Genomic DNA, 19989 nt, shown 5'->3' with positions numbered 1-19989 from the left:
AAGGTTATCCACAGGCTGGAACGGCCTTCGCTCGATCCGCCTACTATGACCTGACCGCTTTCCGCGACGAACCTGCGGAGAGCCTGTGAGGGGGGTGTGCACGCATGTTGCGTTCTGTACGGTGGGCGGCCGCTGTTGCCGCCGGGTTGCTCGTGGCCGGGTGCGGTGGTGGGTCGTCCGGTGGGGGCGGGGACGAAGGGAAGACACGGTCCGAACAGCCGTCGCCCTCTTCCCACACCTCTGCCGCTCTGCCCTCCTCCCTCACTTCCCAGAAGCTCGACTGGGGCCGCTGCAAGGCCACTTCGGACTCCGCCGCGCCCGGTGGCGAGTGGCGCTGCGCGACGCTCGAGGTGCCGCTGGACTGGGCGAAGCCGGATGGGAAGACCATAGGGCTGGCACTGATCCGGGCGCAGGCGAGCGGGGGTTCGGGCAAGCGGATCGGCTCGTTGTTGTTCAACTTCGGCGGCCCGGGCGGCTCGGGCATCTCGATGATGCCGTACTACGCCACCACCGTCCCCACCCTGCGCGAGCGGTACGACCTGGTGAGCTGGGATCCGCGCGGGGTGGGCGCCAGTGAAGGCATCCGCTGCCGCAGCGACAAGGACATGCGGTCCGCCGAGTCGATCGACGCCACCCCGGACACGGCGGCGGAGGAGTCGGCGTACTTCCAGGACGCCGCCGCCTTCGGCCAGGGCTGCGAGACGGCGGCCGGCGAGCTGATCGCGCATGTCTCGACGACCGACACGGCCCGGGACATGGACCTGATGCGCCAGGTCCTCGGCGATACGAAGATGCACTACTTCGGCATCTCGTACGGCACCGAACTCGGCGGCGTCTACGCCCACTTGTTCCCGAAGAAGGTGGGACGGCTGATCCTGGACGCGGTCGTCGACCCGGCCGCGGACTCCGTCGGACACGCGAAGAACCAGGCCCAGGGCTTCCAGCGGGCGCTGGACGACTACCTCAAGTCCACCGGGCAGGACCCAAAGCAGGGTTCGCAGAAGATCGTGGACCTGCTGGAGAAGCTCGACACCGAGCCGCTCGCGACCTCCTCCGGGCGGAAGCTGACCCAGACCCTCGCGGTCACCGGCATCGTCCTGCCGCTGTACAGCCAGGACAGCTGGCCGACGCTGACCAGCGCGCTCCAGGCGGCCGAGGACGGCGACGGCTCGGAGTTGCTGTCGCTCGCGGACCAGTACAACGAACGTGACACCTCGGGGCACTACGGCACGAGCGCCCACTCCCAGCGGGTCATATCGTGCCTGGACGACAAGCAGCGGCCCACGCTCGCCCAGACGAAGAGGCTGCTGCCGGAGTTCGAGAAGATCTCGCCCGTCTTCGGCGACTTCCTGGGCTGGGACACGGCCGGCTGGTGCCACGACTGGCCGGTGGCCGGGGAGTACGACACCCCGGAGGTGAGCGCCCCGGGCTCGGCCCCGGTCCTGCTGGTCGGCAATACGGGCGACCCGGCGACCCCGTACGAGGGCGCCCGGAGAATGGCCGACGAGCTGGGCAAGGGTGTCGGCGTCGAGCTGACCTGGAAGGGCGAGGGCCACGGCGCGTACGGCCGCGGGAGCGACTGCGTGGACTCGGCGGTCGACGGCTATCTGCTGGACGGCACGGTCCCGAAGGACGGCAAGGTCTGCTCATGACGAAGGCGGGGGCTTCGGGTGCCTGCCGCACCCGAGGCCCCCGCCCGTCGCGGAGACTGCGCTCAGTAGACCGGCTTCTCCGGCTCGATCTGGTTGACCCAGCCGATCACGCCGCCGCCGACGTGGACGGCGTCCGCGAAGCCCGCGGACTTCAGGACCGCGAGGACTTCCGCACTGCGGACACCCGTCTTGCAGTGCAGGACGATCTTCTTGTCCTGGGGCAGCCCCTCCAGGGCGGTGCCCAGCAGGAACTCGTTCTTCGGGATCAGCTTGGCGCCCGGGATGGAGACGATCTCGTACTCGTTCGGCTCGCGGACGTCGATGATCTCGATGTTCTCGCCGTCGTCGATCCACTCCTTGAGCTGCTTGGGAGTGATCGTCGAGCCGGCCGCCGCCTGCTGGGCCTCCTCGGAGACGACGCCGCAGAAGGCCTCGTAGTCGATGAGCTCGGTGACGGTCGGGTTCTCGCCGCAGACCGCGCAGTTCGGGTCCTTGCGGACCTTGACCTGGCGGTACTGCATCTCCAGGGCGTCGTAGATCATCAGGCGGCCGACGAGGGGCTCGCCGGTGCCGGTGAGGACCTTGATGGCCTCGGTGACCTGGATGGAGCCGATGGACGCGCAGAGCACGCCGAGCACGCCGCCCTCGGCGCAGGAGGGGACCATGCCCGGCGGCGGGGGCTCCGGGTAGAGGCAGCGGTAGCAGGGCCCGTACTCGGACCAGAAGACCGAGGCCTGGCCGTCGAAGCGGTAGATCGAACCCCAGACGTACGGCTTGTTGAGCAGCACGCAGGCGTCGTTGACCAGGTAGCGGGTGGCGAAGTTGTCCGTGCCGTCGACGATCAGGTCGTACTGGCTGAAGATGTCCATCACGTTCTCGGCCTCGAGCCGCTCTTCGTGAAGGACCACGTTCACGTACGGGTTGATGCCGAGGACGGAGTCACGGGCGGACGCGGCCTTGGAGCGGCCGATGTCGGCCTGGCTGTGGATGATCTGGCGCTGCAGGTTCGACTCGTCGACCTCGTCGAACTCCACGATGCCGAGGGTGCCGACACCGGCCGCGGCGAGGTACATCAGCGCCGGCGAACCCAGGCCGCCGGCACCCACGCAGAGCACCTTGGCGTTCTTCAGCCGCTTCTGCCCGTCCATCCCGACGTCGGGGATGATCAGGTGGCGGGAGTACCTGCGGACCTCGTCTACGGTGAGCTCAGAGGCTGGCTCGACCAGGGGTGGCAGCGACACGGGGACTCCGTTGATCGGTCAATCACTACAGTTGTTCTCCCTGTAACACTGCCACGGCCACCTTCATTCCGAGACACCCGTCCCGACCCGCGAGACGATGTCGTCCCAGTAGCCGGGCATGTTCTCCCAGGGGTCCACTCGACCGCCGCGATCTGTGCGGTCGGTGAAGTAGATGGTGGCGGCGCCCTGCCAGCGGGCGATGCGCAGTGCCTCGTCGAGGTGGCCGCGGGGCACGCCGTGCACGAAGTGGCAGAAGCGGTCCGGTGGATAGTCCGCGGTCCACTCGGCGACATGGGACCAGCGGTAGTCGCTCCAGGGGCCGGCGAAGGTCACCAGTTGGTCGGCGTTCTCGGCGTAGCCCGGGTGGGGGTGGGTGCCATGGCCGAGGACGATGTGGGGAGCGTCACCGATGGTGCGGAGCGTGGCGACCGCGCGGCGGATCTCGGGCAGCGCGGTGCGCTCGCCTGGGCAGCGGTCCAGCAGGAAGCCGTCGACGCGGTACCAGTCGTGATAGCGGCGGGCGTCGGAGATCAGGTCGCCGTGCGGGCGGGCGCCGTAGGTGGTGTCCAGGTGGCCGAGGACCCGGACGCCCGCGTTGCGGAGGCGGCCGGCCGCCTCCAGGCAGTGCGGGTCGGGGCGGCTGCCGGGGCCGTTCGCCACGTCGAGGACGACCCAGTGCAGAGGGGTGCCCGGGCGGGTGAGTTCGGCCCACTGCGCCGGGGCGAGGAGGGGGTGGGCGTAGCCCGGGATGCCGAAGGCGGTGCGGACGCCGGTGGTCGCGGCGCCCGCCCTGGTACTGGTCAGATGCGGCATGCCGCCTCCATCCAGATGTCCGCGAGGGACTCTTCGAGGTTGATACGGGGCCGCCAGCCGAGCCGGTCGCGGGCGCAGCGCACGTCGGCCTGCTGCCAGCTGCCGCAGCCGTCCGGGTACGGATACGCGACCGGGGCCGCGTGGTCGGGGTCCAGGCGGGGGTGGCCGATGGGGCTGCGCAACGGGCCGGGCGGGCCGTCGAGTTCGTGCAGGGCGCCGCCGTATCCGGCGACCCGGGCGAGGACGGCGGCGGCGTCGCGCAGCCGGACGGCGCGACCGGAGCCGATGTTGATGACGCCCTGGGCGGCGGAGAGCGAGGCCGCGTGGACGGCGCGGGCGACGTCGCGTACGTCGACGAAGTCGCGCTGGACGCCGAGGCCGCCGAGTTTGAGTTCGCCGTCGCCGGACTGCATGGCGCGGCGCATGGCTTCGGCGAGGCGGCCGAGCGGGGAGCCGGCCGGGGTGCCGGGCCCCGCGGGCGAGAAGACGCGCAGGACGACCGCGTCCAGGCCGGAGCCGAGGACCAGTTCGGTGGCGGCGAGCTTGCTGACGCCGTACGGGCCGCCGGGGCGCGGTACGGCGTCCTCGGCGGTGGAGGAGCCGGGCTGGCTCGGGCCGTACTCGGCGCTGCAGCCGATCTGCACCAGGCGGGCGCCGCAGCCGCTGCGGCGCAGAGCCTCGCAGACGGTGGCGACGGCGACGGTGTTGTGCCGGGTGAGTTCCCGGGCACCGCCGCGGGTGGCGCCGGCGCAGTTCACGATGACGCCCGGGTGGACCGCGTCGAGGAAGCGGGTGAGCGCACCGGGGCTGCCGGTGGCGAGGTCGAAGCGGACGTCGGCGTCGTCTCCGCGGCCGAGCGCGGTGAGCTGGACGGCCGGGTCGGCGAGCAGCCGGTCGGCGACGAAGCGGCCGAGGTATCCGTTGGCTCCGATCAGCAGAACCCTCATCGCATGGCTCCCGGGGTGTGCGCTCCGGCGACTCCGGTGGTTCCGGACGCTCCGGGTCCGGGTCGGGAGGTGGTCATCTGGTGGTCTCCTTCACGGGGTGGTGCGGTTGCCTCCGGCGGGGTGCCGGGCGCCTGCCGCCGCGACGGCACGGTGAGGCAGGCGAAGAGATCGGCGGCTCTGCTCACTCCGGGTCCCCCGTCGGCGCGTGGGCCGAGGCCCGGGTGAGGGTGCGGGTCGCCTGGATCAGCAGTGCCAGGGCCGCGGCGCCGCAGACGAGGGCCGGGACGCTGCCCGCGCCCCACGCGCCGGCCAGGGCGTCGACGGGGGCCGCGAGGAAGGCGCAGCCGGGCAGCCGGCCGGCCAGGACCAGGCCGACGGCGGCCGCCTCGCCGGCGGCGGCCAGGGCGAGAGTGGGGCCCTGCGGCACGTTGTGGACGGTGAGGAGGCGGGCGAGCAGGAGCACGGCGCCGAGGGTGAGGGCCTCCGGGTAGCCGGCGGGTTCGCCCAGGGCGGCGCCGCACAGGGCGAGCAGGGCGGTGAGGACGCCCAGGTAGAGGGCGAACGTGCCGAGCAGCAGCGGCTGTACGGCCCCGGCGAACTCCTCCAGGCCCCGGCTGCCCGTGAGCCTGCGACGGGCGCCCGCCGTGAAGAGATGGGCGCTCCAGCCGGCCGGGGCGCAGGCCAGGGTGAGAGCGAGGACGGGCGCGGTGGTCACCGGCCAGGGGCCGTGTGCGGCGCCGGTCGGGAGGCCGTCGGGGCCGCCGTCCAGGACGGCGCGCAGAAGGCCGTTGCCGAGGAGGGCGTAGGCGAGGAGCCAGCAGGTCCACGCGCGCGTGCCGGTCAGGGTGTGCCGGGCGAGGGTGCGGGCGGGCACGGCCAGGGGGCCGCGACGCAGGGCCAAGCCCGCGGCCAGGGCGAGGGCGAGCAGGCCGGCGGCCGCCGTCAGGAGGCGCGGGCGCCCCTCGGTGAGCCGTACGCCGGTCACGACCGCCACGCCGACCGCGCCCGGCAGAAGCGTGCGCAGCGCCCAGTCGGCGCGCACGCGGGGCGCGGGCGCCGGTTCCGGGCACGGGCGCCGGTCGCCGTCGCGGGGCACGCGCGCGTAGAGCTCCTCGGCGAGTGAGAAGACGTCACGGTGCCGGAAGCGGGCGGCGGTCCGGTCGGTGACGCCGTGCGCTTCGAGGCCGGCCGCGATCTCCAGCGGGTCGACGGCCTGCTCGCAGAGCGCGCGGTGGCGGTGCATCAGCGCTTTCACGGGGTCGGCGACGCCTCGGCGTGGGGCGGATCCGCGGCGGCCCGCGGTGTCCCGGGCAGTCCGCGTGGAGCCCCCGCCGGACACCGCGGCCGACCCTGGCGACCCGCTCCCGGACAGGGCGTCAGCCGAGCCGCCCGCGGCCACGCCCAGGAGCCATTCCTCCGATCGCACGTCCCAGGCGTCGGCCCCGCCGGGGGGCCCGGGCCGGTCGCGCTCCCCCGGACCGCCGTTCACGGCGCCGTCCTCGTCGCCGTTCACAGGGCGCCCTCCGGGGCCGCGAGCGGCGTGGCCCGTACCGGGGTCGGCCCCAGGGGGGCGCCCAGGGCCCAGCCGGGCCCGCCCCGGCTCACGACGCGGGCCGTCGGGCCGGTCCAGCGGCCGGGGACATGCGCCTCGGCCGGAGCTGCGAACGGCAGCGGCTCCCCGGCCTCGTCGAGGACGACCCGGCGTACCGGGCAGTGCGAGACGATCTCCAGGTAAATGCCGTGAAATGCCGCGATGTTCTGCTCGACGGTGAACAGTTCGAGCGCCCGGGCGCGTGCGGCGGCTCCGAGGCGCTCACGGCGCTCGGGGTCGCGCAGCAGCGCCACGCACGCCTCCGCGAGCGCCCGCGGATTGCGCGGGGGTACGACGAGACCGGTGCCGCCGATGACCTCCACCACGGCGCCGACGTCGGTGGAGACGGTCGCGCGGGCGCAGAGCATCGCCTCGACCAGGCCGACCGGGAAGCCCTCGACGACGCTGGAGAGGACGACGACCGATCCGGACGCGTAGGCGTCGGCGAGGGTCGGGGCCTCCGGGCCGCCGATCTCCTCGAAGGCGACCGGGTTGTCGCCGACGGCGTGCACCCCTTCGGCCTCGTCCGGGAAGAGCTGGGCGGCGAGCGCCTTGCAGTGGCCCAGATAGGCCCGGCCCTCCGGTCCCGTCGGGGCGCCCACGACCCGCAGCCGCGCCTTGGGCTCCTCCTTGCGGACCTCCGCGAAGGCGTGCAGCAGCGACACCAGGTCCTTGGACGGCTCTGTCCGGCCGACCCACACCAGCGTGTCCGGGTCGGCCCGGTCCGGTGCCTCGCCGACCTCGGCGAAGCGGGTGGCCTCCATGCCCGGGTGGACGGTGCGGATGCGGGAGCGGTCGGCGCCGCAGCGCTCCTGCCAGCGGCGGGCGTGCGCGTTGCCGGGGGTGATGATCGCGGCGCGGCCGTAGACCTCGGCGGCGAGCCGGCCGTGGAAGGCGGCGAGCAGTGCGCGCACGGCCGGGGTGGCCGCGTCGGGGCCGGAGGCGAGGTAGTGCGAACGCAGGTGCACGCCGTACTCGGTGACCAGCAGCGGCACGTCGGAGAAGTGGCGGGCGAGCAGGCCCGGCAGGGCGGCCGGGCCGCCGCCGGTGGCGTGGCAGAGGTCGGCGGCGCCGAGGCCGTCGTCGCCGTACCAGTCGAGCGAGAGGGGGCGCAGGGCGCGTTCGAGGTGCGCGGCGACGGCGAGCAGATCCGGCACGCGCGCCTCGCGCGCCGTACCGAGTGCGCCGGGTGCGCGGCAGGCACGCTCCAGCGTGCGCACGGCGCTGTCGGAGCGCAGTGCGCCGACCAGTCCGCCCTCGTCACGGGCGAGTTCGGCGAGTCCGTAGAGCGCGCTGCCGAAACGGTCCGCCAGGTGACCGGGTCCTGCGCCGGAGCCGTCCGCACCGTTTGCGCCGTCCCCACCGTTTGCGCCGTCCGGGCCCGGACCGGCCGGGCCACCGATGCCCGGACCGGCGCACAGCACCCCCGCCAGTTCCCCGTAGCTCTCGACGAAGCGCCGGCGGGCGCGCCGGCCGTACCCGACCCCGTCCTCATCGGCGGTCCACAAGGGCGCCGTCCGCACCCGGCTGACGTGCGGCGGCAGCGGCAGCCAGCCCTCGTCCTCCTGGCGCCTGCTGCGGCTGAGCGCGTAGAGGTCGAACTCGTGCTGCCCGAGCCCGCGCACGAGCCGGTCGCACCAGAGTCCGGCGTCACCGCTCACATACGGATAGCCACCCTCCGTAAGCAGTCCGATGCGCACGTGTGCACCCCCGATCGATCTCCCGTATGGGGAGCCACCGTTGCCTCGGTGGCTCGCAGCGGGACGAACGTATGCGGACAAGGCGGTGGCGCGACGGACGGTTGTCCATCACGCCACCAAAAGGGGTGAACGGTCGTAACTTTCCCGTGCGGGTAGCGTTCGGTCTCGCTAAGAGATCGATCGACAGCGAAACGTCACCTCAGGAGGCGCCCAGGAGCTGCTGAAACGTCACGCCGACGCCAGTTCCCGCCGCACCGCCCGTCGCCGGGCCGCGGCCTCGGGGTCGAGGGCGGGTACGGCGGCCAGCAGTTGCCGGGTGTACGGGTCCTGGGGGTTGTCGTAGACCTCGTCGGCGGGTCCGGTCTCGACGATCCGGCCGCGGCGCATCACCGCGACCCGGTCGCTGACCTGGCGGACGACGGCGAGGTCATGGGCGACGAAGACGAGCGCCAGGCCGAGTTCGCGCTGGAGCTCCCCGAGCAGGGCGACGACCTGGGCCTGGGTGGTGACGTCCAGCGCGGAGACCGGCTCGTCGCAGACGATGACGCGCGGGTCGGCCGCGAGCGCCCGCGCGATGCCCACGCGCTGGCGCTGACCACCGCTGAACTCGTGCGGATAGCGCTCGTAGTGCGCCCCTTGGAGCCCCACGCGCTCCAGCAGTTCGATCACACGCCCCCGGATGCGCCCCTCGTCGTGTTCGCCACGCGCGCGGAGCGGATCGGCTATCGACTCACCCACGCTGCGCCGGGGGTTGAGGGACGACACCGGGTCCTGGAACACCATCTGGACGGCCGGCCGCACGCCCACGCGCGCGTGCCCCTCGTAACGGACCTCCCCCGCCGTCGGCTCCAGCAGCCCGACCAGCATCCGGCCGAGCGTCGTCTTGCCGCTGCCGCTCTCACCGACGATGCCGAGGGTCTCGCCCCGGTGGACGGTCAGCGACACATCGTCCACCGCCGCGAACGCCCCCTTGCCGCGCCCGAATTCGCGCCGCAGGCCGGACGCCTCCAGCACGGCCTCCTCGGTCGCCTGTGAGGGCGCGCGCACCGCGTCCACGCGCGGGACGGCGGAGAGCAGTTCGCGCGTGTACGGCTGCGCGGGCGCCCCGAGCACGGCGGCGACCGGGCCCTGCTCGACCACGCGCCCGTGCCGCATGACGAGCACCCGGTCGACGCTCTCCGCGGCCACGCCCACGTCGTGCGTGACGAGCAGCAGGCCCATGCCGGTCTCCTCGCGCAGGGTGTGCAGGAGGTCCAGGATCTGGGCCTGGACGGTCACGTCGAGGGCGGTGGTGGGCTCGTCGGCGATCAGCAGGTCGGGCTCGCAGGCGAGCGCCATGGCGATCAGCGCACGCTGGCGCATGCCGCCGCTGAACTCGTGCGGGCGCGACCGGGACCGGCGGGCCGCGTCCGGGATGCCCACCCGGTCCAGCACCTCCACGGCACGCGCGCGTGCGGCCCGTCGCGACACGCGCGTGTGCACGCGGTACACCTCGGCGATCTGGTCGCCGATCGCGTAGTACGGGTCGAGGGAGGACAGCGGGTCCTGGAAGACCATCGCCGCCTTCGCGCCGCGCAGCCGCCGCAGTTCCTCGTCGGAAGCCGCCTGTACGTCGGTGCCGGCGACCTCGATCGTGCCGCCGACCCGCGCGCCCGTGCCGCGATGCAGCCCGAGCAGGGCCGAGGCGACGGTGGACTTGCCGGAGCCGGACTCGCCGACCAGTGCCAGGGCGGCGCCCGCGTCCAGGCTGAAGGAGAGTCCGTCCACGGCCCGCAGGTCGCCGAACTCGACGGTCAGATCAGTGACTCGGACGAGACTCACGTCAGTACCACCCGTCGGTCGGCCACCGCGTAGAGCACGTCCGCGACGGCGTTGGCGATGACCACGAAGAAGCCGATGACCAGGACCATTCCGACGACGACGGGCAGGTCGACCACGTTGACGGCGTGGACGAGCTCCTGGCCGATGCCGGGCAGTCCGAACAGCGTCTCGGTGAGCACCGCGCCGCCCACGGCCGAGCCGACGTTGTTGGCGTTCAGCGCGATGACCGGCGCGAGCGCCCCGCGCAGGGCGTGCCGTCCGACGATCGCCCGCTCCCCGACGCCGTACGCGCGGAAGGTGCGGATGTGGTCCTCGGCCAGCGTCTCCAGCATCGACGACCGGGTCAGCCGGGCGAATGCGGCGGCCTCGATGAGGGCCAGGGACAGCCACGGCAGCAGCAGGTTCCACGCCCATTGTTCGGGGTCGTCGGTGAAGTTGACGTACTGCGGGAAGGGCAGCAGCTGCAGTTCGCCGCAGACGACGATCATCAGCACGAGGCCGATGACGAAGACCGGGGTGGCCCAGCCCGCCAGCGTGAAGGCGGTCAGAACGCGTTCGGTGAACCTGCCGCGCCGCCAGGCGGAGAGCACGCCGGTGCCGACGCCCAGGACGAGCCAGAGCACCATCGCGCCGAGGACGAGCGAGAGGCTGACCGGGAGCTTGGTGAGGATGATGCTCAGCACCTGCTGGTCGGTCTGGTAGGAGAGCCCGAGGCAGGGCGCCGAGCAGTGCTCCACGGAGGTGCCGGTCGAGTAGTCCTGGCCGACGAGCAGGCCCTCCAGGAAGTGCCAGTAGCGCACGTACAGGGGGTCGTCGAGGCGCAGTTGCTGGGCGACCTGGTGCACCTGCTCCGGGGAGCAGCGCGGGCCGCAGGTGATCTGGGCGACGTTGCCGGGGGTGGCGTAGAAGACGACGTAGACGATCACCGAGATGGCCAGCAGGGTCACGACGATGCCGATGGCGCGGCGGACCAGGAACCCACCGAAGCCGCTCATGCGGACCCCTCCTCGGCGGACGCGGCAGACGCGGTGGACGTGACGGATCCGGCGGACGTGACGGATCCGGTGGACCCGGCGGACGTGTCGGAGCCGGCGGCCCCGCCGGACCTCGTGGACCCGGTGGCCCTGGCCTCCCGCTTGCGCCCCGTGCCGACGCTCAGCCGGGACGCGGCGCGCGGGTCGAGGGCGATGCGGACGCCGTCGCCGAGGACGGTCAGCGCGAGGACGGTCACGAAGAGCGCGCCAGCCGGGAGCAGCAGGTACTGCGGAGCCGCCTGGTACCAGACGTCGGCGGCGGTGAGCATCTGCCCCCAGGACGGCGTCGGCGGCTTCACGCCGACACCGAGGAAGGACAGGGCCGCCTCGGTGCTGATGTTGACCGGGATCAGGATGGACGCGTACGTGATGACCGGCGCGGCCAGCCCGGGCAGCAGCTCGCGGCGGGCGATGCGCCAGGTGCCCCAGCCGCTGAGCCGCGCGGCGGCGACGTAGTCGAGCCCCTTCAGGGTGAGCGTCTGGGCGCGCACGATCTTCGCGATGTTGCCCCAGGCGATGAACCCGATGACAAGGGTGACCAGGACGGGCCGCGGGAAGCTCTGCGGGACGATCGCGAGCAGCGCCAGCGACATGACCATCAAGGGCATCGCGACGAAGATGTCCGTGAACCGGCTCAACAGTTGATCAACCCATCCACTGCCGAGCGCGGCCGCCACCCCGATGACGAGCCCCAGGAGGACCTGGATCACGGTCGCCGCCAGCGCCACCCCCAGGGAGACCCGGGCGCCGTACACCAGGCGGGCGAAGAGGTCCCGCCCGGTCTGCGGCTCCACGCCCAGCCAGTGGTCGGCGCCGATGCCCCCGAAGGAACCGATCGGCACACCGCCGCGCGCGGAGTCGATGAGGGACGGATGGTAGGTCGTCGGGTCCTGGCCCTCGATCGCGGTGAGCAGGGGCGCGGCGAGCGCGACCAGGACGAGCAGCGCGACGACGGCCGCCGCGACGAGGGCGGCACGCCGGGTGCGCAGCCGCCGCCAGAACTGACGGGCCCCCGAGGCCCCCGAGGCGATCGCCTCGGGGGCCTGGGTGGCGACAAGTGCCTCGCTCACGGCGCTACTTCACCGCGACCTGGGAGATGTCCAGGACGCCGGTCCAGTCGCTGATCACGACGTTCTTGATGTCCTTGCCGACCAGTCGCTTGTAGACGGGGTGGAACAGCGGCACGGTCAGCGCCTGCCCGGCGATCTTCTTGTCCAGTGCACCCCACCGCTTGGCGGCCGCGTCGAGGTCGGTCAACTTGTTGATCGCGTCAATCTCGGCATTGACCGAAGCATCGTTGAGCAGACCGGTGTTGAAGTTCGCTCCATCCTTGACGATCTGCCGGCCGTCGAAGATCGGGGCCAGGAAGGGACCGCCGGACGGCCAGTCGGCACCCCAGTGGGCGAGGAAGAAGCCCGGCTCCGTCTTGACGCTGTGGATCTTGTCCTTGTAGTCGTTCTCCTCCAGGCCCTCCAGCTTGACCGTGATGCCGGCCTTCTTGAGCGCGTCCTGGACGGCGGTCGCGATCTCCGGGCTGGTCTCGAAGTCCTTGCTGTTGGAGTGGGTCAGCGTCACGGTGAGCCCGTTCGGGTAACCGGCTGCCTTCAGCAGTTCCTTGGCCTTGGCCGCGTTGCCGGTCTCGCCCGCCGGGAACAGGTCGTACGGCGTGTAGCCGAAGGACTTCTGGTTCGGCAGGAAGGTGGTCGCGGCCTCGGCGAGCGCGCTGCCGCCGGCCGCGTTGATCACGGACGACCGGTCGATGGCGTACGAGATCGCCTGCCGCACCTTGGCGTTGTCGAACGGCTTGACCGTCGGGTTGAACGCGATGTAGTTCGTGTAGCCGAAGTGGCCGGTGCCGACCCGCGCGGCCAGCTCCTTGTCGCCCGTCACCTTGGCGAGCTCGGCCGGGCCGAGGTTGGTGTCCGTGGTCACGGCGGTCGCGTCCGCGCCCTGGGACGACGACAGCCGCTGGTTGATCACGGAGGAGTCGAGCCCGGAGCGCACGTCGACGGTGTCCGGGTAGGCCTTGCGCTGGTCGTCGACGGCCGACGACCAGTACGTGTTGCGCTCCAGCACCACGTGCTCACCGTCGTTCTCGTTCTTCACGACCTTGTAGGGGCCGGACGAGATCGGGTGCTCCTCGTACTTCGTGCCCGTGTCCTTGGCCTTCGGGACGGGCGTGAACTGCGTCTGCGTGGCCAGGTACGGGAACTCGCCCTCGGGCTTGTTCAGGTGGAAGACGATCGTGCGGCTGTCCGGCGTCTCGATCGCCGAGAGCCCCTTCTTGTCCTTGTACGGCCCCTGGTAGTCGGCCGCGCCCACCAGCCAGTCCCGCAGGTAGGGCGCGCCGCCGGAGAGTTCGGGGGCGAAGGAGCGCTCGATGCCGTACTTGATGTCGGCGGACGTGATCGCGGTCCCGTCCTCGTACTTGAGGCCCTTCTTCAGGGTGTACGTCCACACGGTCGCGTTCTCGCTGGGCCGCCCGGTGTCGGTGGCCAGGTCGGGGACGACCTTGGCGCCGGCGGCGCCGTTCGCGCGGTTGCGGGTGGTGAGCGTACGGAAGACCAGGGAGGGCACGTTTCCGCCGCCGGAGGTGTACAGGCGGGCGGGGTCGAAGTCCGACTGGGGGTCGGAGTTCAGGACCGTGAGCGTGCCGCCCTTGTGCGGCGTGGAGTCGCCACTGGAGCCCTTGGCATCGTTGTCCTTCGGCCCGCAGGCGACGGCCCCCGCTGCCACGACCAGGCTGACGGATGCCACGGCCATGCGGCGCGCTATGGCGGACGGTTGACGCATCGGAATGACGACCTCTCGGAAGGCGGGTCTCGATCGGCGAGACAGATTGACGAGGAGTGAGACGGAAGTGAACAGACGTCTGCCCGGGCGTCAGGTCGTCGAAAAGGCCGTGACCGAGTCACGGCGACGGAGAGGGATCGCGACGCGAACGCCCAGGGGCGAGGGTCAGCGACAGTGAATGTCGGCCACGCAGAGCGCGGTCACGCCGATGAGCGCCAGCTCGATGGCAGCGCGCGGGGAGGCGTGGAGGGACGACATGCCCAGAAATATGTATGAACTTTTTGCCCATGTCAATGTGGCCTGTGCGCCACCTGTCAACTCTTCGGGAACGGCCAGGGGTTGGGCAGACAGTGGATGCCGTCGTGGTCGAGGAACTTGGTCTGCTGCTGCATGACCGGCGCCAGCTCGCCGTCCTTGTCGCAGGTCACATGGCCGTAGCCGAGCCGATGGCCGACCTCGTGGTTGATCAGCATCTGCCGGTATGCATGGATCTTGTCGCCGTAGGTCTTGCTGCCCTGCGCCCACCGGTACGCGTTGATCATGACGCGTTCGGTGGCGGCCGAGTCGCACGACACGTTGTCCTCGGTCGTGTCGAGGCCGGACTTGGCGCACCACTCGGCGGTGGTTCCCGGGCTGGCGAGAGTGATCACGAAGTCGGGTTTGCCGGAGTAGATGCGCTCGAAGGTACGGGCGCCGTTGTGGGCCCAGCTGCGGTCGTCGTTGAGCGTCTTCTGCACGGCCGCGGCGAACAGCTCGCCGTCCAGCCCGAGCCCCTGCTCCACGTCGACGCGGTAGGTGTACTTCTGCCCCTTGCCGGGCGCCTTGGCGATCCCGGGCACCGCGTCGAACTTCCCGGACCCGGCCAGCTTGGCGCCGAGCGGGTACTTCTTGCCCATCGCCTGCTCGTACGAGAGCGTCGCCACGCTCGGCGAGGCGGAGACGGAGGCGGACGGGGTCGTACGGCCGTTGCCGCGCGAGGCGGAACCGTCGGTGGCCCGTGCGTCGCCGGCCGCCGACTGGGACCGTACGCCGCTGTCGCCGCCGTCGGTGACCTGCCCGGCGACGATCACCGCGAGCACGGTGGTGACGGCGGCGGCCGCGACACCGGCGAAGGCCCGCCCCTTGCCGCCCTTGGGCTGCGCGGGTTCACCGGTGGGCGGCGCGTCGTCATCGCCGCCACCGTCGCCGCTGTACGCCTCGGAGGCGAGCGGGGAGGTACGCGGGCCGGGGTCGAACAGGGATGCACTCGCACCGGAGGAGGGCGGATACGTTTCCGCACGCTGGGCGCCGATGCCCGGGCGGGGCGTGAAGACGTCGACGTCCTCGCCGAAGGCGTCGACGTAGTCCTGCCGGGGCCCACCGGGCCCGCCGCGCCGCTGCCGGGGTATCGACGGCCCGGCCGCCCCCGAGGCGGCGGCACCGGCCTGGCCGCCCACCTCGCCCCAGCCACCGCCCGCCTCCCGCTGCTGGGGGTGACCGCCACGGGCCCGGGGGACACCGTGGGCGGGCGTCCCGTCCGGGAAGCGGGGAACACCGTGGGCCGGGGTGCCGTCGGGGTACCGGCGCACACCGTGGGCAGGCGTGCCGTCCGGGAACCGAGGCGCCCCCTGCGCGGGCGCACCGCCGGGAAGGCGGGGCATCCCACGCACGGGCGTGCCGTCCTGAAGGCGCGGGGCCCCTTCGGCAGGGGTGCCGCGGGCCGGGCGCGGCACGGCCGGCCCGGTGCCCCCGCGGTCGCCCTCTCCTGAGTCGCCGTTCCGGTTCGGACCTATGCCGGTTATGTCCCCGGCGTCGCCTTTGGGCGCCGGGCCGCGGCGGCTGTGGCGTCCCACCCGCCCCTCAGCTCCCCGCGCCGGGCGCGACCGTACCGGCACTCAACTCGTCGGCGTCCGCGAGGAGTTCACGGAACGCTCCGGCCACCGCCGCCGGGTACTCCATCATCGCCACATGCCCGGCGTCCGGCATGGACAGCAGCCGGGAGTGCCGGAAGGTGCGCGCGGCCCTCTGTGCCATGCGGTAGCCGACGAGCTGGTCGCGGCCGCCGTAGATCAGCAGGGTCGGGGCGAGGACCCGCTCGGCCTGGCGCCAGAGTCCGTGCTGCCCGCCCAGGGTGTACGCGTTGACGATCCCGCGGGCGGAGCGCGCCATCGCGTCCCAGAAGTACGGCAGCCGCAGCCGCCGTTCCAGCTCCTCCACCGCGTACTCGAACGCCTCGGGCGTGACCCGGCCCGGATCGCCGTAGCAGAGGGCCAGCACGCCCCGTACCCGCTGTTCGGCGGTCCACTTGCCGGTCGCGCGGGTGAGCAGTCCGGCGACGCCGGGCAGGCCGAGCAGCACCGTCGGCATGGCCGTGCGCTGCACGCGCAGTTCGGGCAGGGCCGGCGAGATGAGTGTGAGCGTGCGGACGAGGTCGGGGCGGACGGCGGCGACCCGGGTGCTGACCGCACCGCCGAGCGAGTTGCCGAAGAGATGGACCGGACCGCGGCCGACCGCGTCGAGGTAGCGGATGATCGCGCGCGCGTGCCCGGTGACCGAGTAGTCGCCGTCGTCCGGCGGCGGGGAGTCGCCGAAGCCCGGCAGATCGACCGCCTCGCCGTCCACGACGCCTTCGAGCCGCTGCATCAGGTCCGACCAGTTCTGCGAGGAGCCGCCGAGCCCGTGGACGTACAGCGCGGGCGGCAGGCCCGTGCGCGTGGGCGGCCTGGACCGGACCGTGAGGGTGACGCCGGGCAGCCCGACCGACCGCAGCCGCTCGCCCTCCGCGACTCGGACGGCCACCACCTTCGGGAGCACGCTGGTGGGCGGCACTGACGGCAGCTCGGTCGAAGACATGGGCCAATGTTACGAGACGATCACACAGTGATTCGTGTGTTCGCCATCACAGATGGCCACCCGGGCGAGCCGCCGCGCCGCACCACGGAAGACGCGCCGACGGCCCATGGCCGAGCCGACGCCCGACCACCGACGGGCCACCGAACAGCCCGTGCCCGACCGCCGACGAGCCGTCGGCGAGGCCGAGGGGGGCGGCCGTCGGCGACATCCGGGGCGAACGGCCGTCGATGGCATAGCGTCCGCATCCGCTGTCTCCTAGGCTCATAAAGAGGGCACCCGTTTATGGCCCCCTGCTTCTGCCAGGGACATTCGATGGAAGGGAGCCCACCATGGCCTATGACCCCACCGACCCCGACGTGCTCGACGATCTGGAGCCGGAGGCGCAGGACGCCCCGGAGATCGACGTCGAGGCCCCGGAGGGCGACGCAGCCGAGCAGCACACGGACATCGCACCGTCCCATGACGACCCGCTCACCGGCGTGAACCAGGACCGCGCGAACGAGGCCGATCTCATCGAACAGGCACGCGTGGTCTCCCTCGACGAGGACGACTACCGCTGACCGCGCGGGCTCCGACGGGTCCACCTGGCCTGTCCGCATTTCCCGGTGCGGCTTTCGCCGCCGTCCGGTACGTGAAATTCTGCGCTCGCACCACGCACAGCACGGTTACCGAAAAGTACGATGGCCGGGCGGCGTAATCCGCATGTGGACGATTTTGGGAGGCGGCGTGACAGCCATCGAGCAGACAGAGGCGGCGCGCCCGCGGGGCACGCGCCTGCCGCGCCGTGCCCGTCGGAACCAGTTGCTGGGCGCCGCCCAGGAAGTTTTCGTCGCGCAGGGGTATCACGCGGCCGCGATGGACGACATCGCCGAACGCGCCGGCGTCAGCAAGCCGGTGCTCTACCAGCACTTCCCGGGCAAGCTCGACCTCTACCTGGCCCTGCTGGACCAGCACTGCGACGCGCTGATCCAGGCGGTACGCGGGGCGCTCGCCTCGACGACCGACAACAAGCAGCGGGTCCGGGCGACCATGGACGCGTACTTCGCGTACGTCGAGGACGACGGCGGCGCCTTCCGCCTGGTCTTCGAGTCCGACCTGACGAACGAGCCCGCGGTGCGCGAGCGCGTCGACAAGGTCACCAACGAGTGCGCCGAGGCGATCTGTGACGTGATCGCCGAGGACACCGGCCTCTCGCGCGCCGAGTCGACGCTGCTGGCCTCCGGCCTCGGCGGCCTCGCCCAGGTGGTGGCGCGCTCCTGGCTGCACAGCGACCGCAGCGTCCCGCGCGACCAGGCGGTGCAGTTGCTGGCCTCGCTGGCCTGGCGGGGCATCGCCGGCTTCCCGCTGCACGGCACCGACCACCACTGAGGCGTCACGGGCCTGTCGTCCCGGCATTCCCGTTCGCTGTTCGCTCCTGGCGTGCCCGCCCACAGCGTGTACGTCCCCTCACCGGGCTAATGTGTGCTGCGTACGGCGCGGAAGGCCGCGCACTTCACTGACCGTCGGAGGGACATAGCCGTGGAGGTCAAGATCGGCGTGCAGCACGCGCCCCGCGAGATCGTGCTGGAGAGCGGTCTGAACGCCGAGGAGGTCGAGCGCCTCGTCGCCGACGCGCTCGCCGGTAAGTCGCAGGTGCTGTCCCTGGAGGACGAGCGCGGCCGCAAGGTACTGGTCCCGACGGACCGCCTGGCGTACATCGAACTCGGCGAGCCGACGGTGCGCAAGGTGGGCTTCAGCGCGGTCTAGCCACAGCAGCACGGAGGGGCCCGGCGGACGTCTGTCCGCCGGGGGCCACCGTCGTTTGCGCGTTCCAGATACGGTGCACAAGAGACCCACAGAGGTGGATTTACGTAAGCAGGTCACGGGTATGACGGCCTACGACCGTGAAGCACCGGCCGGCCGTGGGAGGGACCCCTCGTGATGCTGCTGGAAGTCATTGGATCCGCACTGCTCGGCCTGGCCCTGTCGTGGGCCGCGGCCAGCCGCCTTTCCCACCGTCTTCCGGCCCGCCCCCTGGTGTTCTCCACAGGTGTCGCAGGAGCCCTCTTCGGCGACTTCGTCACCCACAGCGCGCTCGGCCCCGGCACGGTCCTCGTAAGCCTTCTGGGTGCCGCGATCGTCTCGGCGGCGTCCCTCTCACTGCTGCTCCGCCCGGCGGGCCGCCACGTGCGCCGACGATCAATTCCGGCGTAGCGTCAAACGCCGCAGACCTTCAAACGCCCCGAGCCGAGGCGCCCCCGAAGGGGCGCGGGGAACTGCGCGACCAGCCACCACGCAGCCGCAGCCGCGCAACTCCCCCTGATCCCCCCGCGGAGCGCACTGAGCGCTAGGCGGCCAGGCCCAGCGCAGCCATCCGCTTCGTGTGCGCCTCGGTGATCCGCGAGAACATCCGCCCCACCTCGGCGAGATCGAACCCGTCGGCCACCCCGCCCACCAGCATGGTCGACAGCGCGTCCCGGTCGGCCACGACCCGCTGGGACTGCGACAGCGCCTCTCCCATCAGCCGCCGCGCCCACAGCGCCAGCCGGCCCCCCACGCGCGGGTCGGCGTCGATGGCCGCCCGCACCCGCTCCACGGCGAACCCGGCGTGCCCCGTGTCGTCGAGCACGGCCAGCACCAGCTCACGCGTGTCCGAGTCCAGCCGGGCCGCGACCTCCCGGTAGAAGTCACTGGCGATCGAGTCGCCGACGTACGCCTTGACCAGGCCTTCCAGCCAGTCCGACGGCGCCGTCTGCCGGTGGAAGCCGTCGAGGGCCGCGACGAACGGCTCCATCGCCTGCGTCGCGTCCTCACCGATCTCCGTCAGCCGGTTCCGCAGCCGCTCGAAGTGCTGGAACTCGGCCGACGCCATCTTCGCCAGCTCGGCCTTGTCCACCAGGGAGGGCGCCAGCTTGGCATCCTCCGCGAGGCGCTCGAACGCCGCGAGCTCGCCGTACGCGAGCGCGCCGAGCAGGTCCACGACCGCGGCACGGTACTGCGGGTCGGCGGCCGCCCGCGCCCAGTCCTGGGCGGCGACACCGGTCGGTTCGGCGGAGGCGGTCTCAGGCTTGTCAGAGCTCGTCATGAAGCGCACAATAGCCCGCCCGCCGCCTCCGGGAAGCCCCGGGGAAGACCCTCGGAAGACCCGGGGAACCCTCGGGGAAGACCCGGGAATGCCCGCAGAACTCTCCGGGAAGCCCCAGGTCAGCCACTGTGACTACCACGACGTGACCGAATCGGCCATCGCATGTGCACGATTCCGGGGTATGGTGGTAATGCGCCTGCTGGTACGCCGTCGTATTCGGACGTACCTCGACAGGCCGCACGTATGAGGATGCCCGGTCGGTGGCCCGATCGGCTCCGACCCGACAGCCCTCCCGGCGCGTACGGCACATCGCGTACGACGACCGGAGGGACACCTCAGCGGTACGAGCGCTAGAGCGTTGGTAGAGGTCCCGTGTCATACGGCGTGCCCCACACGGCCCGACCGTAAGGCAGCCGACGTCCCCCGGCACGGTCCGTCAAAGACCCCCGCGCTCGCCTCGGACCGCGACACACAGAAGAGGCAGCACCCTGACTACGACGT

At 72.1% G+C, this 19989-nt stretch carries 18 protein-coding genes; 5 read left to right on the top strand and 13 right to left on the bottom strand.

The window, feature by feature from the left end:
• Positions 1–104 precede the first annotated feature (104 nt).
• The gene (locus ACFWXC_RS20175) at positions 105–1652 is read left to right on the top strand and encodes an alpha/beta hydrolase (protein ID WP_384480468.1); all 1548 of its coding nucleotides are present in this window, start codon (positions 105–107) and stop codon (positions 1650–1652) included.
• A gap of 62 nt (positions 1653–1714) precedes the next feature.
• On the opposite strand, the gene moeZ is transcribed toward ACFWXC_RS20175, so the two are convergent.
• The 12 genes from moeZ to ACFWXC_RS20115 form a co-directional block, all read right to left on the bottom strand.
• Complete coding sequence (moeZ, locus tag ACFWXC_RS20170; RefSeq protein ID WP_384480466.1) at positions 1715–2893, bottom strand: adenylyltransferase/sulfurtransferase MoeZ; 1179 nt, start codon at positions 2891–2893, stop codon at positions 1715–1717.
• Positions 2894–2956: 63 nt separating this feature from the next.
• A complete protein-coding gene (locus ACFWXC_RS20165) occupies positions 2957–3706 on the bottom strand; it encodes a spherulation-specific family 4 protein (protein WP_384480464.1) in 750 nt (249 codons plus the stop codon).
• Positions 3694–4653, bottom strand: a complete 960-nt coding sequence (locus ACFWXC_RS20160) for an NAD-dependent epimerase/dehydratase family protein (RefSeq protein WP_351745507.1) — start codon at positions 4651–4653, stop codon at positions 3694–3696. Before ACFWXC_RS20160 ends, ACFWXC_RS20165 begins: the two co-directional genes overlap by 13 nt.
• 181 nt (positions 4654–4834) lie before the next feature.
• Positions 4835–5908 (bottom strand): hypothetical protein, encoded by a 1074-nt coding sequence (locus ACFWXC_RS20155; protein ID WP_384480462.1) that lies wholly within the window; start codon positions 5906–5908, stop codon positions 4835–4837.
• Positions 5909–6162: 254 nt separating this feature from the next.
• Complete coding sequence (locus tag ACFWXC_RS20150) at positions 6163–7944, bottom strand: DUF3492 domain-containing protein (RefSeq protein WP_384480460.1); 1782 nt, start codon at positions 7942–7944, stop codon at positions 6163–6165.
• Between the two features lie 228 nt (positions 7945–8172).
• Positions 8173–9765 carry a dipeptide ABC transporter ATP-binding protein gene (locus ACFWXC_RS20145; protein WP_384480458.1) on the bottom strand — a complete coding sequence of 531 codons (1593 nt, stop codon included), beginning with the start codon at positions 9763–9765 and terminating at the stop codon, positions 8173–8175.
• Positions 9762–10760 carry an ABC transporter permease gene (locus ACFWXC_RS20140; RefSeq protein WP_384480456.1) on the bottom strand — a complete coding sequence of 333 codons (999 nt, stop codon included), beginning with the start codon at positions 10758–10760 and terminating at the stop codon, positions 9762–9764. Before ACFWXC_RS20140 ends, ACFWXC_RS20145 begins: the two co-directional genes overlap by 4 nt.
• Entirely contained in the window at positions 10757–11869 is a 1113-nt protein-coding gene (locus ACFWXC_RS20135) for an ABC transporter permease (RefSeq protein ID WP_384480454.1), read from the bottom strand. Before ACFWXC_RS20135 ends, ACFWXC_RS20140 begins: the two co-directional genes overlap by 4 nt.
• A 4-nt stretch (positions 11870–11873) precedes the next feature.
• Positions 11874–13592 (bottom strand): ABC transporter substrate-binding protein, encoded by a 1719-nt coding sequence (locus tag ACFWXC_RS20130; protein WP_384480452.1) that lies wholly within the window; start codon positions 13590–13592, stop codon positions 11874–11876.
• Between the two features lie 165 nt (positions 13593–13757).
• Complete coding sequence (locus ACFWXC_RS20125) at positions 13758–13850, bottom strand: Ms4533A family Cys-rich leader peptide (RefSeq protein WP_366901440.1); 93 nt, start codon at positions 13848–13850, stop codon at positions 13758–13760.
• 56 nt (positions 13851–13906) lie between these two features.
• Positions 13907–15424, bottom strand: coding sequence for a DUF3152 domain-containing protein (locus ACFWXC_RS20120; protein WP_384480450.1), 1518 nt, complete (start codon positions 15422–15424; stop codon positions 13907–13909).
• A 7-nt stretch (positions 15425–15431) separates the two neighbouring features.
• Positions 15432–16424, bottom strand: coding sequence for an alpha/beta fold hydrolase (locus ACFWXC_RS20115; protein WP_384480448.1), 993 nt, complete (start codon positions 16422–16424; stop codon positions 15432–15434).
• A 329-nt stretch (positions 16425–16753) separates the two neighbouring features.
• Here ACFWXC_RS20115 and ACFWXC_RS20110 point away from each other — a divergent pair, with 329 nt between their 5' ends.
• From ACFWXC_RS20110 to ACFWXC_RS20095, 4 genes are all read left to right on the top strand, one after another.
• Positions 16754–16984 carry a hypothetical protein gene (locus tag ACFWXC_RS20110; RefSeq protein ID WP_384480446.1) on the top strand — a complete coding sequence of 77 codons (231 nt, stop codon included), beginning with the start codon at positions 16754–16756 and terminating at the stop codon, positions 16982–16984.
• Positions 16985–17150: 166 nt separating this feature from the next.
• Positions 17151–17792 (top strand): TetR/AcrR family transcriptional regulator, encoded by a 642-nt coding sequence (locus ACFWXC_RS20105; RefSeq protein ID WP_384480444.1) that lies wholly within the window; start codon positions 17151–17153, stop codon positions 17790–17792.
• 150 nt (positions 17793–17942) lie between these two features.
• The gene (locus ACFWXC_RS20100) at positions 17943–18170 is read left to right on the top strand and encodes a DUF3107 domain-containing protein (protein WP_046730492.1); all 228 of its coding nucleotides are present in this window, start codon (positions 17943–17945) and stop codon (positions 18168–18170) included.
• A 174-nt stretch (positions 18171–18344) separates the two neighbouring features.
• Positions 18345–18617, top strand: coding sequence for a hypothetical protein (locus ACFWXC_RS20095; protein ID WP_384480663.1), 273 nt, complete (start codon positions 18345–18347; stop codon positions 18615–18617).
• 133 nt (positions 18618–18750) lie between these two features.
• On the opposite strand, the gene ACFWXC_RS20090 is transcribed toward ACFWXC_RS20095, so the two are convergent.
• Entirely contained in the window at positions 18751–19497 is a 747-nt protein-coding gene (locus tag ACFWXC_RS20090) for a ferritin-like fold-containing protein (protein WP_351704751.1), read from the bottom strand.
• Between the last annotated feature and the right edge of the window lie 492 nt (positions 19498–19989).

It is taken from the genome of Streptomyces sp. NPDC058683 (genome assembly GCF_042716195.1).
Classification (GTDB): Bacteria; Actinomycetota; Actinomycetes; order Streptomycetales; family Streptomycetaceae; genus Streptomyces.
This window is presented reverse-complemented; position numbering and strand designations above follow the sequence as displayed.

Excerpts from the sequence above, each read along its gene's own strand:
- ACFWXC_RS20160 (WP_351745507.1), bottom strand. The coding sequence starts at position 4,653 with ATGAGGGTTCTGCTGATCGGAGCCAACGGATACCTCGGCCGCTTCGTC.
- ACFWXC_RS20115 (WP_384480448.1), bottom strand. The coding sequence starts at position 16,424 with ATGTCTTCGACCGAGCTGCCGTCAGTGCCGCCCACCAGCGTGCTCCCG.
- ACFWXC_RS20175 (WP_384480468.1), top strand. The coding sequence starts at position 105 with ATGTTGCGTTCTGTACGGTGGGCGGCCGCTGTTGCCGCCGGGTTGCTC.
- ACFWXC_RS20125 (WP_366901440.1), bottom strand. The coding sequence starts at position 13,850 with ATGTCGTCCCTCCACGCCTCCCCGCGCGCTGCCATCGAGCTGGCGCTC.
- ACFWXC_RS20165 (WP_384480464.1), bottom strand. The coding sequence starts at position 3,706 with ATGCCGCATCTGACCAGTACCAGGGCGGGCGCCGCGACCACCGGCGTC.
- ACFWXC_RS20095 (WP_384480663.1), top strand. The coding sequence starts at position 18,345 with ATGCTGCTGGAAGTCATTGGATCCGCACTGCTCGGCCTGGCCCTGTCG.
- ACFWXC_RS20110 (WP_384480446.1), top strand. The coding sequence starts at position 16,754 with ATGGCCTATGACCCCACCGACCCCGACGTGCTCGACGATCTGGAGCCG.
- ACFWXC_RS20130 (WP_384480452.1), bottom strand. The coding sequence starts at position 13,592 with ATGCGTCAACCGTCCGCCATAGCGCGCCGCATGGCCGTGGCATCCGTC.
- ACFWXC_RS20140 (WP_384480456.1), bottom strand. The coding sequence starts at position 10,760 with ATGAGCGGCTTCGGTGGGTTCCTGGTCCGCCGCGCCATCGGCATCGTC.